The following is an 11,845-nucleotide window of genomic DNA, read 5'->3' as shown; positions in this document are numbered from 1 at the left end:
GCAGAGCGCCTGCGATCAGTCGGTTGCCCGGCCTCCGGAGGCGGGAGCGCAGGTTCGAATCCTGCCGGGGGCACCACTCCTGAACTGCGAGAACGTCCGCCGATGTGACGGGCCTCGCTCGCCGTGGGACGAGTGTGGGACGAGGATTTGCGCCGTTCGACCTAACGACAGCATCTGTGCGTCAGCACCGCTGTGCTCCCGGCCGGGGTCCTCGCTCGAATCCCACGGGTGGTCGAGCCCGCGCCATCCGGCGGTCGGGCACGGGCCTGGGCGGCGGGCACGGCGACGATCGGCACGGCTGCGAGGCAACCGCCCGCCCGCCACGCTCCGGATCCATAACCTGGGCCGACGTCCCTGCCTGCGCGCGACGCAAGCCGCTCGAGGACTACGCGGCGATCACCGCGACGGTTCTGGTGGTCCTCGCGATCGCGGTCGCGATCGTTGTCGCGCGGGGCGCACTCGTGCTCGTGTTCGTCGGGTTCTTCCTCGCCACGGGGCTCGAACCGGCGATCCGGTGGCTCGTGACCCGGGGGCTGCGGCGGGGCCTGGCGCTCGCGCTGGTCGTGCTGGCCGTGCTGGCCGTCCTCACCGGGCTCGCCGCTGTTCTGATCATCCCGGCGGTCCACGAGATCGGGTACCTGATCGACCAGCTCCCGACGCTGCTGGACAGGTTGGCCGATCGACTCGGCGGGCCGGGCAACTCCCCGGGCGCGGCGTTGGGCGACCCGGGCGCGAACCAGCAGCTTCAGCAGGCGTTCTCGAGCATCGGGCCGGTGATCACGACCTCGCTGGCCGCGGTGTTCGGTGTCCTCGGGGCCCTGTTCGGTGGGGTCTTCTCGACCGTGACCGTGCTGGCCCTGCTGATCTACTTCTCGCTCGCGATGCCTCGCATCCGCGACGGTATCGACCGGATGCTGGCCCACGAAGGCCGCATCCAGGCCGCCGCCGCCGCCCTCGGACGCATCGGCGGCTACGTGTCCGGCCAGCTCGTGGTCTCCGCCATCGCCGGGATGACGGCGTTCGTGTTCTTCCTGCTCGCCGGCATTCCCTACCCCGCACTCCTGGCCCTGGTCGTCGCCGTCCTCGACGCCGTCCCCCAGATCGGCGCGACCCTGGCCTCGTTCGTCGGCGTGGCGGCCGCCCTCACCGTGAGCTTCGGCCTGGCGATCTTCACATTGCTCTTCTTCATGATCTACCAGGGCGTGGAGAACTACGTGATCTCCCCGCGGGTGTTCTCCCGTGCCATCGAGCTCTCCGGGGCGAGTCGACCCACCCGCTGTGGGTGAGGTCATACCTCGAAGCATGCACCAGGCTCCCCAGGCAGCTCGGCCCCGGCCGACCCACGCGCACCCGCAACGGATCGAGGACACCGTGACCGACACCGCTCCGACCGCGCGCCCCGAGATCGTCGACGCAGCCTCCGCCGTGGAGTCCCGCTATCCCTTCTCTGACACCTCGGACTTCGACGACGTGCGACGGGGCTTCATCGGGACGATTTCCCCGAGCCAGGTCCACGCTGCGGACGGTCGGGTCGTCTGGGACTGCGACGCCTGGGCCGAGACCCTCAACGGCCCGCGGCCCGACACCGTCAACCCGAGCCTGTGGCGCCAGGCCCAGCTCACCTCGGTGCACGGACTGTTCGAGGTCACCGAAGGCATCTACCAGGTCCGCGGACTGGACCTGTCGAACATGACCATCGTCGAGGGCGACCAGGGCATCATCGTCATCGATCCCCTCCTCACCGCGGAGACCGCGACCGCCGCCATCGACCTCTACCGCGAGCACCGCGGCGACCGGCCGGTCACCGCGATGATCTACACCCACAGCCACGTCGATCACTTCGGCGGTGTGCGGGGCGTGATCACCGACGACGACGTCGCGAGTGGCCGTGTGCCGATCCTCGCTCCCCGAGGCTTCCTCGAGCACGCCGTCGCCGAGAACGTCTACGCCGGGGCCGCCATGGCACGCCGCTCGGCGTACATGTACGGCGCAGCCCTGGCCCCGGGAGCAGCCGGTCAGATGGGCGCAGGGCTGGGCATGACCAACTCGACCGGCACCGTCACCTTGATCCCGCCGACCAAGGACGTCACCCACACCGGCCAGGAGGAGACGCTCGACGGGGTCCGGATCGTCTTCCAGGTCACCCCCGGCACCGAAGCCCCCGCCGAGATGAACTTCCTGTTCCCGGAACGCTCCGCGCTGTGCATGGCCGAGAACGCCACCCACAACCTGCACAACCTGCTGACCCTGCGCGGCGCGGTGGTCCGCGACCCCCACGCCTGGGCGCACTACCTCACCGAGGCCATCGACCTGTTCGTCGACCGCACCGACGTCGAGTTCGCGTCCCACCACTGGCCCACCTGGGACCGCGACCGCATCGTGAGCCTGCTCTCCGAGCAGCGCGACCTCTACGCCTACCAGCACGACCAGACCCTGCGGCTGCTCAACAAGGGCCACAACGGCCCGGAGATCGCCGAGACCCTGGAGATCCCACCCGCGCTGGAGAAGGCCTGGAACACCCACGGCTACTACGGGTCGATCAGCCACAACGTCAAGGCGATCTACCAGCGCTACATGGGCTGGTTCGACGGCAACCCCGCCAACCTCTGGCGTCACCCTCCCGAGCCCGCCGGGCGCCGCTACGTCGAGGCCATCGGCGGCCCCGACGCCGTCCTCGCCGCCGGCCGGCGCGCGTTCGACGCCGGAGACTTCCGGTGGGTCGCCGAGCTCGTCGGCCACCTCGTGTTCACCGACCCCGACGACACCGACGCCCGCGAACTGGAGGCCGCCGCCCTCGAACAGCTCGGCTTCGGCTCCGAGAACGGCACCTGGCGCAACTTCTACCTCACCGGCGCCTACGAGCTACGGGTCGCCAACATCGGCACCCCGCTCTCGACCACCCCGCCCGACATGATCTCGGCCCTCACCACCGGCCAACTCTTCGACAGCATCGCCATCCAGATCAACGGACCGAAAGCCTGGGACATCCAGCTCGCCATCGACTGGACCCTCACCGGGGCCGGCGAAGCAGGGAAGGACCTCGCCTACCGGTCACGTCTGGCCAACGGCGTGCTCACCCACGGCGAAGGCACCAATCGTGACAGCACCGACGCCCACATCACCACCGCCCGATCCGGCCTGCTCGCCCTGCTGGGCGGAACCCCGCCAGCAGACCTCGTCACCTCGGGACAGCTCGCGATCGACGGCGACCAGGACTGCCTCACCACCCTGCTGGGCGTCCTCGACCCACCCGACCCCGACTTCGCGATCGTGGCCCCCTAAGCCCGCGGCCTCCGAGAGCGAGAGGACAAGATGGGGGTTGCCATCGGGGCGATTCTTCCCCTGGGCCTCGGTGTCGCCCTGAGCCCGATCCCGATCATCGCCGTCGTCCTGATGCTGGCCACCGCGCGCGGGCGGATCAACGGGCCTGCCTTCATCGTCGGCTGGGTCGCGGGCCTCAGCGTCGTCGGCGTCATCGTCCTGGTCATCGCCGCCGGAGCCGGGGCCTCCGGAGGCGAGACAACGGTGCCCGCCCCGTGGGTGACCGTCGTCAAGGGCGTCCTCGGCGTCGGCCTCGTCGTGCTGGCCGGGCTTCAGTGGCGCGGACGTCCTCGCGGAGTCGAGACACCAGCGCTGCCGGCATGGATGAGCTCCATCGACACCTTCGGACCCGGCAAGGCCCTCGGTCTCGCTGTGCTGCTCTCCGGGGTCAACCCGAAGAACCTGCTGCTCGTCGTGGCCGCAGCCACCGCGATCGCCCAGACCGGCGTCAGCGCAGGCGGGCAGGCGGTTGCCCTTGCGGTGTTCGTCGTCCTGGGCACCCTCGGCCCCGGACTCCCCCTCGGCATCTACTACGCCCTGGGTGCTCGCAGCACGGACCTGCTCAGCAGGCTGCGTGGCTGGATGGCAGCCCACAACAGCGCGATCATGATCGCGCTGCTCTTGGTTATCGGCGTCAAGCTCGTGGGGGATGCACTTTCCGGCCTCCTCAACGGGTGAGGTTGGAACTTCGGCCGGCTGCCAGGACCTGCCGCGGCATGGCGCTGTCGGGGGTGTCGCGCACTCTGTGTGCGAGCAGTTCATCTTCGGCCGCGGTGCGGCCGAAGCGGGGAGGACGGTCGAACATGGACGAGGCCGACGGCGCGGCGAGAGTCTCCGGGATGCCGCGGGTGCAGACGGTGCCCGACTGGGTGCCTCGACCTCTCTCGACGTTCAGCTGGATGGAGCAGGCCCTCCTGTGGGCGTACGTGAAGCGCGGCAAGTCCCCGGAGGTGCACGGAGCGCAGTGCGCGTTGGCGTGGGTCGGAGGGGTGCATCCGACCGCGCCGGCAACGGCCGACACCGCAGCTCCGAGTCAGTGGCGGGCGATGGGGGAGCTCATCGCGTGCGGCGCGGTGTCGCGTGGCGGGCCCTACCCGGAACCTCAGTGGCGGCGCGACGCCGGGATCGCGCGGCTCGATGGCGCCGCGAGACGGCGCTGGTGGGGACAGTGGTCGAGCTACGGCTGGACGACGGCCATGACCGAGGGAGCAGGGCTTGCCCTGAGCTGGGCGATGGGCTTCAACGACGACACCCCGCCAGTGCTGCCACGCCACTCGAGAAGCGCTGACCCGCCCGCTACCCGATCGGTCCGGGCCGGCGGGCTCCTCCTCAGCTGAATCACGCCTCGGCGTCGACGTAATCCGGCTCTTCGTCATTCAGCGTGGAGGGCTGACGAGGACACGATCTTCAGCCTCGGCCTGATCATGGGCCTGGGGCCTCACTCTTCGTGGTGTCTGGACACTTCGGAGGGAGGCCCCAGGTGGGCATGGATGCTACTGGCGCGCGCGATCTTGGGGGCGGTGGTCCTCGGCCTGGACGGGTTCGGGCTGGTCGCGGTCGACGAGCACGACGGCGAGCTCGAGCTGGCTGTGGAGACCAGCAACGACATGGTCTGCTGTCCGGGCTGCGGCGCGGTCGCCACGGCGCACGGACGCCGTCCGGTGCGGGTGCGTGACCTGCCGGTCGGCGGCCGGGCGACGACGCTGATCTGACTCAAGCGGCTCTGGCGCTGCCGGCACGGGGCCTGCGAGATGCGCACGTGGTCGGAGACCAGCGAGGAGATCCCGCCGCGGGCCTCGGTGAGCACCCGCGCCGCCCGAGAGGCGTGCCGCCGGGTCGGGCAGGCCGGCGAGTCGGTCGCGGCGGTGGCTCTCGACCTCGGTCTCGGATGGGGCACGGTGATGCGCGCCGTCGCCGAGCACGGCACCCCACTGGTCGACGACCCGGCCCGCCTGGCCGGTGTGGCCGCGCTCGGGGTCGACGAGACCGCCTACCTGGCCGCGACCTCGACGCACGGCACCGAGTTCGCGACCGGGCTGGTCGATCTCACCCGCACCGCTGGTCCGGCGCGGCTGCTCGACGTCGTGCCTGATCGCAGTGCTGTCGTGCTCTCGGCGTGGCTGCGCGACCGCGACGCCGGCTGGCGGGCCAGCATGGCAGTCGCGGCGCCGGACCCTTCCGCGGCTACGCGAGCGCGTTGCGCACCCAGCTACCGCACGCGGTCCGCGTCCTCGACGCGTTCCACGTGGTGACGTTGGGCTTCGACGCGGTCGACCAGGTCCGCCGCGGCGTGCAGCAGGAGACCCTCGGGCACCGCGGCCGCGCCGGGGACCCGCTCTACGGCACCCGCGTACTGCGCCGTGTTCACCAGAGGCCACGACCACCACTCCGACACCTCCTGGACCCGGCTGCTGCACGGGCTCGACTCCGGCGACCCCGACGGACAGGTCGCCGCCACGTGGATCGCCGCCCAGGAGCTGCGGCTGCTCTACCGCCACACCGACCCGTCCCGCGCCGCGGCGGCGTTCTACCGCTGGGTGGCGTTCTGCGCCGACTCCGAGGTGCCCGAACTGCACCGGCTGGCCCGCACCCCTTGGACTCCTGGCGCGAGGAATTGCTCGCCCGCTTCACCGTCGCCGACGTCTCGAACGGGCTCACCGAGGCGATCAACCTGCTGATCAAGAAGATCAAGCGGGTCGGACACGGATTCCGCAACATCACCAACTACCGGCTGCGACTGATCCTGCACTGCGGAACCGTGTGGGACGCTCCCACCACCACGATGCTGCGAGGCCGCCTCCACGCTTCATGACGAAGAGCCCCATAACCTGGGCCGATGTCCCTGCCTGCGCGCGTCGCGGATCTCGCGTCCTACGACGTGGTGCTGTCGGTGGCCGAACTGGGCAGCATGGGCCGAGCGGCCGCGGCGCATGGGGTGTCACAGGCCGCGGTCAGCGCCCGGGTCCGGGCCCTGGAGGGCGCGCTGGGGTTCACCCTGTTCGAACGCTCGCCCCAGGGGACACGGCTCACCGAGGCCGGCGGCCTGGTCGCGGACTGGGCCCGCAGCGCGATCGACGCCGCGTGGGCGATGGAGGAGGGCGTCGCTGCGCTGCGCGCCGAGCACACCGGCCGGTTGCGGGTCGCGGCGAGCCTCACGGTGGCGGAGTACTTGCTGCCGCGCTGGCTGGTGTCGCTGCGCAGCGAGCTGCCCGACACCTCGGTCGCGCTGTCGACCCGCAATTCCACCGACGTCGCCGACGACGTCCGCAGCGGAGCCGCCGATGTCGGCTTCGTCGAGGGCCCGGAGATCCGTGACGACCTCGACGGCCAGGTCGTCGCCCGCGACCGGCTCACGCTCGTGGTCTCCCCCGGGCACCCCTGGGCACGGCGCCACGGGATCGACGCGGCGAGATTGGCCGGTACCGCCCTGGTGACCCGCGAGGCAGGGTCGGGCACCCGGGAGTTCCTCGAGCGGGCGCTGCGGAGCGCCGGTGTCGAGACCATCGCCCACCCCGTGCTCGAGCTGGCTTCTACTACGGCGATCAAGGGTGCGGTCGCCGACGGTGTGGCGCCGGCGGTGCTGAGCTCGCTGGCCGTCGCCGGTGACCTCGCGGCCGGGACGCTGGTGACGGTCCCGGTCCGCAAGCTCTCCCTCGATCGCCGGCTGACCGCGATCTGGCCCCGGGGCCGTCCGCCCGACGGCGCTGCCGCGGCGTTGCTGCGTCGGGCGAGCGCCGCCGGCGAGCGCCGGCGCTGATCCTGCGTGCGTCGAGGTCACAACCCGAGGTTGTGGGCCCGCAACGACGCGAGGGCTACCGCGGTGCTCGAGCCGGTCGCAGGGTGAACCCATGCCAACGGCAACGACAGCGCACCACGGCGACGGGACGAAACGACCTGACATGGTGGTCCACGAGCAGGAGCCCTACAACGCCGAACCGCCACGATCAGCACTCGCCGAGCACCCGATCACACCGGTCGCGACGTTCTACAGCCGCAACCACGGCGAACTCCCCGAACTCGACCCCCGGCAGTGGCGGCTACGGGTCGACGGCCTGGTCGACGAGCCGCTGAGCCTCTCGCTCGACGAGCTCCAGCGCTTCGAGCACCACGAGGTGACCGCCACCCTGCAGTGCGCGGGCAACCGGCGCGCAGGGCTGCTGGCCGTGCGCGACATCCCCGGTCAGCACCCCTGGGGGGAGGGAGCGACCTCCACCGCCCGCTGGGTCGGCGCCCGGCTCGCCGACGTGCTCGCTGCCGCGGGGCTGCGACGCGACGCCAGCGACGTCGCGTTCCTCGCGCCGGACGTCGCCCCCGAGGCCAGCCCACCGGCGCCCTATGGCGGATCGATCACCGCCGACAAGGCCACCAGCCCCGAGGTGCTGCTGGCCTGGGAGATGAACGGCGAACCCCTCACCGTCGCCCACGGCGCGCCGGTGCGCGTGGTCGTCCCCGGCTGGATCGGCGCCCGCAGCGTCAAGTGGCTCGAGCAGATCACCGCCCAGGACCACCCCTCGGAGAACTTCTTCCAGCAGAGCGCCTACCGGCTCCTACCCCCCGACCACGACGACCCCGCTCCCGGCGACGGGGTCGAGCTGACCGCGGTCGCGCTGAACTCCGCGATCCTGCGCCCCGACGACGGCGCCGTCATGACCGCCGGGCCCACCGAGGTCACCGGCTACGCCTTCGCCGGCGGCGACCGCGAGATCGTCCGCGTCGACGTCTCCGCCGACGACGGGCGCACCTGGCACCAGGCCGAGCTCGACGACCAGCTCGGTCCGTGGGCGTGGCGGTTCTGGCGGACGACCCTCGAGCTGCGGCCCGGCGAGCACGAGATCGTCGCCCGCGCCTGGGACAGCACCGCGGCCCTGCAGCCCGAGCACGCCGCCAGCCTCTGGAACCCCAAGGGCTACATCAACAACGCCTGGCCCACCGTCAGCGTCACCGCCGAGCACCCGCCGGATGTGCACCTGTGACCAGCGCCGAGCCGACGGCCACCGACACCCCTGAGAACGCTGCCGAGCACGAGCCCGACTACCGCTTCACCCTCGCCAACGAACGCACGTACCTGGCCTGGCTGCGCACATCGCTGTCACTGCTCGCCGCCGGCGTGGCCGTGGTCCAGCTCGTCCCCGCCTTCCCGATCCCCGGCATCCGCTCCGCCATCGGTGGCCTGCTGGTCGCGCTGGCCGTGCTCACCGCCGCCGGCGGACTCGTCCGCTGGCTCCGCGTCGAGCGCGCCATGCGCCGCGACCGCGATCTCCCCCGCCAACGCATCCCCTGGGTTCTCGCCCTCGGGCTCGTGTTGCTCGCCCTGGTCGGCCTTGCCCTCGTCGTGACCAAGGGCCTGGCGTGACCGGCCCTCCGCCCCGCCCCGCCGACGACGCCCCGGGCTTCGGCGGGCTCCAGGCCGAACGCACCACCCTGGCCTGGAACCGCACCGCCCTCGGGCTGGTCGCCAACGCCGCCCTGCTCTCGATCCGCGAGCTCCACACCACGACCTCCCGACTCGCCGCGGCCCCGATCGTGCTCGCCGTCCTCGTCGCCCTCGCCACCGTCGTCTACGCACACCACCGGGACACCACCCTGCGCCAGAATCCGCTGTCCCGACCCGTCGCTCCCCGACGCGCCCTGATCGCCCTCGGCGTCGTCGTCACCGCCCTCGCGATCACCGCAGGGGGCACCCTCCTGCTGTGAGAATTCGCCCGTTCCGGCCAGACGGACGGGGACGACGTCGGCGGGCTCGGGGCCGCATCCCGTGGGACGGATCGTGGGACGAACCAGAAGTCCACAGGGGCACCTCGAGAGCGCTCGGGCGAACCTCCGGAACCTGGAAGCGCAGGCAGAACGCAGGAGAGCGGTCGGTTGCCCGGCCTCCGGAGGCGGGAGCGCAGGTTCGAATCCTGCCGGGGGCACCCTTACTGACCTGCGACGATGCCCTTCGCCCGCGCTGCCGCGCGTCCGCGTGGGACGGCCGTGGGACGAGCTGCTCGTCCATGCGGTACAACGTGGCGCAGGCGAAGAGAGCAGCAACGAGCATCGAGCAGGCGCCGAGGGTTCAATTCCCCCACTGTCGTCGCCGGCGGACTCGACCTGAGGCGCACGTCAGGACGACTGCGACAGGGTGGGAACGCCACCATGACCATGCTGCTGCTCGTCACTGGGCTCGAGCTCTTCAGTGACGGAATCACGGACCTGACCCGTTGACGGGCGCACTATCGACGCCTTCCTCATCGGCCTGACGTTCGGGCATGGACGACCACATGGCACCACCGGTCACGACGCCGGCGCGACAGGCGGACTCTCGAGTGTGGTGTCGGCGAATCGGTGACCGAGACGGTCCCGCTTGGTACGCAGATAATGGCCGTTCTCCTCGGTCACCCTGGGCCGGAGCCCGATATGGCTCACGACCTCGATCCCGTGATCAACCAACCCGTCACTCTTGGCTGGGTTGTTCGTGATCAGCTCGACCCGGTGGGTTCCCAGCCGGAGGAGGATCGCGGCGCCCGCTGCGTAGTCCCGGGAGTCCACCGGGAGCCCGAGTGCCGCGTTCGCCTCCACGGTGTCGAGCCCTGACTCCTGGAGCGAGTACGCGCGGAGCTTGTGTCCGAGGCCGATACCGCGTCCCTCCTGACCGCGGAGGTACACCACCACCCCCACGCCGCGCGCGGCGATCAGTCGGAGCGCGTCGCGCAACTGGGTACCGCAGTCGCAGCGCAACGACCCGAGCACGTCACCCGTCAGACACTCACTGTGCAAGCGCACCGGGACGCGCTCAGCCTCACCCGCCGGATCACCCAGCACCAGGGCCAGGTGCTCGATCCCCGTATCCCGGCTCCGGAAGGAGTAGGCCCGGAAACGACCGAAGTCCGTGGGCAGCAGCGCCTCGCCACTCAGTTCTACATCGTCAGCGGGGACCCTGGCACGTCGACGGCGGGCGACATCGGCGACGGTGACGAGCTCCAGACCGTGCCGACGAGCAAGAGCCACGGCACCGGGCCCCCGCAGCATCGCCCCCGAGGGCTCGACGAGCTCGCTGATCAGCCCGACGTCGGGCACACCGGCCATGCGCAGGAGATCCACAGTCGCCTCGGTGTGGCCTGCCCGCTGCAGGACGCCGCCGTCGCGGGAGCGGAGCGGGAAGACATGACCGGGTCGCCGCAGGTCGTCGGCGCTCGTCGCCGCATCACCGAGAGCCCGCACCGTGCGCGCGCGATCGTCGGCCGAGACACCGCTCGACGTCGACCGATGATCGACGCTGACGGTGAACGCCGTGCCGTGCGTGTCGCTGTTGCGCTCGACCATCAGCGGCAGGTCGAGGGCGTCGAGCCGGTCGCCGGGCATCGGGCAGCAGAGGATGCCTGTCGTGTGCGTGACCATGAAAGCGACGGTCGCCTCGGTCGCGGCCGAAGCCGACATCACGAGGTCCGCCTCGTTCTCACGGTCCTCGTCATCCATCAGCACGATCATCTGGCCTCGGGCGAGAGCCGCCAGCGCACGATCGAGCGGTTCTCCGGACCACGCGGCGGCAGGCCGCGCACGGATGAGCTCAGGCATCCTCGACTCCGGCATCGACATGTGTGCCGAACATGCCCCGGCGATAGGTCAAGGGCGCGTTCGGAGTGTGATCGAGCGACATCACGCGCCCGAGAACGAGGACCTGGTCTCCCCCCTCGACCATGCTCGCGACCTCGCAGGCGAGCCAACCGCTCGCTCCATCGATCCGAGGCAGCCCGGCGTCGACGTGCCACGGAACGGTGGCCAGCTTGTCGACACCTTTGCCCGCCAGGGCGATGGCCGTCCCTGCCTGGCGGGAAGCCAGAACGCTGACGCCGAACCGCTGCGCGACCGTGACGTGACGCAGCAGATCCGACGAGCGGTCCAGCGAGACCACCACCATTGGCGGATCCATCGACAGCGACATGAAGGCACTGACCGTCGTGGCGTGCGGCCGCTCCCCGAAGGTCGAGACTGCTGCCACCGCAGAGGCGACCGAGCCCATGACCACGCGGAAAGCATCGGCCGTGATCGACGTCCTGGTACTCATCTCTGTCCTCGTTCCGTCCCGTTCCTCATCGGTTGATGAGAACCCTGCTGAATGCCGCGTCCCCCAGACCCGACGAGCTCCGAGGCCGGCCGTTCGGCTCTCGCGAGCGAGCTCAGACGACGTCGGCCTCCCGTAGTGAGAGTTGCTCTTCGGCGTCGATGCCGAACGCCCGGAGTACCTCGTCGGTGTGGGCGCCGAGAGCCGGTCCAGGCCAGCGGATACGGCCGGGTATGTCGGACAGGCGAGGGAAGACGTTCTGCATGGGCACTTCGCCGAGCTCGGGGTCGGTCCCGTCCGGTCAGGAACGCAGCCCGGCCTGCCGCATGAGGGGCATCACTTCGGCGCCGAAGCGGGCTAGTACTACAGCCTGATTTATGGGTGGCTTGTTGGGCGTGTCGGCTTGGTCGGGACGGTCGGATGAGATCTTGTCTGGCCGGTGGGCGACGATGTCGGTGTGGCCGAGGTCGAGGCGTGGGCTGA

The 11,845-nt window shown here is 70.9% G+C and carries 14 protein-coding genes; 11 read left to right on the top strand and 3 right to left on the bottom strand.

What is annotated here, in order from left to right:
• Nucleotides 1-413: 413 nt before the first annotated feature.
• The 11 genes from QSK03_RS29635 to QSK03_RS29585 all read left to right on the top strand — a co-directional run bounded on the left by QSK03_RS29635 (nucleotide 414) and on the right by QSK03_RS29585 (nucleotide 9,015).
• The gene (locus QSK03_RS29635; RefSeq protein WP_285659188.1) at nucleotides 414-1,286 is read left to right on the top strand and encodes an AI-2E family transporter; all 873 of its coding nucleotides are present in this window, start codon (nucleotides 414-416) and stop codon (nucleotides 1,284-1,286) included.
• 85 nt (nucleotides 1,287-1,371) lie between these two features.
• Nucleotides 1,372-3,282, top strand: coding sequence for an alkyl/aryl-sulfatase (locus QSK03_RS29630; RefSeq protein ID WP_285659187.1), 1,911 nt, complete (start codon nucleotides 1,372-1,374; stop codon nucleotides 3,280-3,282).
• Between the two features lie 30 nt (nucleotides 3,283-3,312).
• Nucleotides 3,313-3,999 carry a GAP family protein gene (locus QSK03_RS29625; RefSeq protein ID WP_285659186.1) on the top strand — a complete coding sequence of 229 codons (687 nt, stop codon included), beginning with the start codon at nucleotides 3,313-3,315 and terminating at the stop codon, nucleotides 3,997-3,999.
• Between the two features lie 125 nt (nucleotides 4,000-4,124).
• On the top strand, nucleotides 4,125-4,658 hold the full coding sequence (locus QSK03_RS29620; protein WP_285659185.1) for a hypothetical protein: 534 nt from the start codon (nucleotides 4,125-4,127) through the stop codon (nucleotides 4,656-4,658).
• A 153-nt stretch (nucleotides 4,659-4,811) separates the two neighbouring features.
• Nucleotides 4,812-5,033 (top strand): transposase family protein, encoded by a 222-nt coding sequence (locus QSK03_RS29615; protein WP_285659184.1) that lies wholly within the window; start codon nucleotides 4,812-4,814, stop codon nucleotides 5,031-5,033.
• Nucleotides 5,034-5,072: 39 nt separating this feature from the next.
• The gene (locus tag QSK03_RS29610; protein WP_285659183.1) at nucleotides 5,073-5,573 is read left to right on the top strand and encodes a helix-turn-helix domain-containing protein; all 501 of its coding nucleotides are present in this window, start codon (nucleotides 5,073-5,075) and stop codon (nucleotides 5,571-5,573) included.
• Complete coding sequence (locus tag QSK03_RS33290; protein WP_352232072.1) at nucleotides 5,519-6,133, top strand: transposase; 615 nt, start codon at nucleotides 5,519-5,521, stop codon at nucleotides 6,131-6,133. The genes QSK03_RS29610 and QSK03_RS33290 overlap by 55 nt, the downstream gene beginning before the upstream one ends.
• A 24-nt stretch (nucleotides 6,134-6,157) precedes the next feature.
• Complete coding sequence (locus QSK03_RS29600) at nucleotides 6,158-7,078, top strand: LysR family transcriptional regulator (protein ID WP_285659181.1); 921 nt, start codon at nucleotides 6,158-6,160, stop codon at nucleotides 7,076-7,078.
• Between the two features lie 142 nt (nucleotides 7,079-7,220).
• On the top strand, nucleotides 7,221-8,294 hold the full coding sequence (locus tag QSK03_RS29595) for a sulfite oxidase (RefSeq protein WP_285659180.1): 1,074 nt from the start codon (nucleotides 7,221-7,223) through the stop codon (nucleotides 8,292-8,294).
• Complete coding sequence (locus QSK03_RS29590; protein ID WP_285659179.1) at nucleotides 8,291-8,674, top strand: YidH family protein; 384 nt, start codon at nucleotides 8,291-8,293, stop codon at nucleotides 8,672-8,674. Before QSK03_RS29595 ends, QSK03_RS29590 begins: the two co-directional genes overlap by 4 nt.
• Nucleotides 8,671-9,015, top strand: coding sequence for a DUF202 domain-containing protein (locus tag QSK03_RS29585; RefSeq protein ID WP_285659178.1), 345 nt, complete (start codon nucleotides 8,671-8,673; stop codon nucleotides 9,013-9,015). Before QSK03_RS29590 ends, QSK03_RS29585 begins: the two co-directional genes overlap by 4 nt.
• Before the next feature lie 579 nt (nucleotides 9,016-9,594).
• Here QSK03_RS29585 and ribB read toward each other — a convergent pair.
• From ribB to QSK03_RS29570, 3 genes are all read right to left on the bottom strand, one after another.
• On the bottom strand, nucleotides 9,595-10,875 hold the full coding sequence (gene ribB / locus QSK03_RS29580; protein WP_285659177.1) for a 3,4-dihydroxy-2-butanone-4-phosphate synthase: 1,281 nt from the start codon (nucleotides 10,873-10,875) through the stop codon (nucleotides 9,595-9,597).
• On the bottom strand, nucleotides 10,868-11,365 hold the full coding sequence (locus QSK03_RS29575) for a flavin reductase family protein (protein ID WP_285659176.1): 498 nt from the start codon (nucleotides 11,363-11,365) through the stop codon (nucleotides 10,868-10,870). The genes ribB and QSK03_RS29575 overlap by 8 nt, the downstream gene beginning before the upstream one ends.
• Before the next feature lie 298 nt (nucleotides 11,366-11,663).
• Nucleotides 11,664-11,845, bottom strand: a 182-nt coding sequence (locus QSK03_RS29570; RefSeq protein ID WP_285659175.1) for a hypothetical protein, incomplete at its 5' end; no start/stop codon positions are given.

This window comes from Actinomycetospora sp. NBRC 106375, assembly GCF_030269665.1.
Lineage (GTDB): Bacteria > Actinomycetota > Actinomycetes > Mycobacteriales > Pseudonocardiaceae > Actinomycetospora.
Note: the sequence above shows the minus strand (reverse complement) of the source record. Positions and strands in the feature narration are given on the sequence as shown.

Coding starts and splice junctions, on each gene's coding strand:
- QSK03_RS29625 (WP_285659186.1), top strand. CDS start 3,313: ATGGGGGTTGCCATCGGGGCGATTCTTCCCCTGGGCCTCGGTGTCGCC.
- QSK03_RS29620 (WP_285659185.1), top strand. CDS start 4,125: ATGGACGAGGCCGACGGCGCGGCGAGAGTCTCCGGGATGCCGCGGGTG.
- QSK03_RS29615 (WP_285659184.1), top strand. CDS start 4,812: ATGCTACTGGCGCGCGCGATCTTGGGGGCGGTGGTCCTCGGCCTGGAC.
- QSK03_RS29610 (WP_285659183.1), top strand. CDS start 5,073: ATGCGCACGTGGTCGGAGACCAGCGAGGAGATCCCGCCGCGGGCCTCG.
- QSK03_RS29600 (WP_285659181.1), top strand. CDS start 6,158: ATGTCCCTGCCTGCGCGCGTCGCGGATCTCGCGTCCTACGACGTGGTG.
- QSK03_RS29595 (WP_285659180.1), top strand. CDS start 7,221: ATGGTGGTCCACGAGCAGGAGCCCTACAACGCCGAACCGCCACGATCA.
- ribB (WP_285659177.1), bottom strand. CDS start 10,875: ATGCCTGAGCTCATCCGTGCGCGGCCTGCCGCCGCGTGGTCCGGAGAA.
- QSK03_RS29575 (WP_285659176.1), bottom strand. CDS start 11,365: ATGAGTACCAGGACGTCGATCACGGCCGATGCTTTCCGCGTGGTCATG.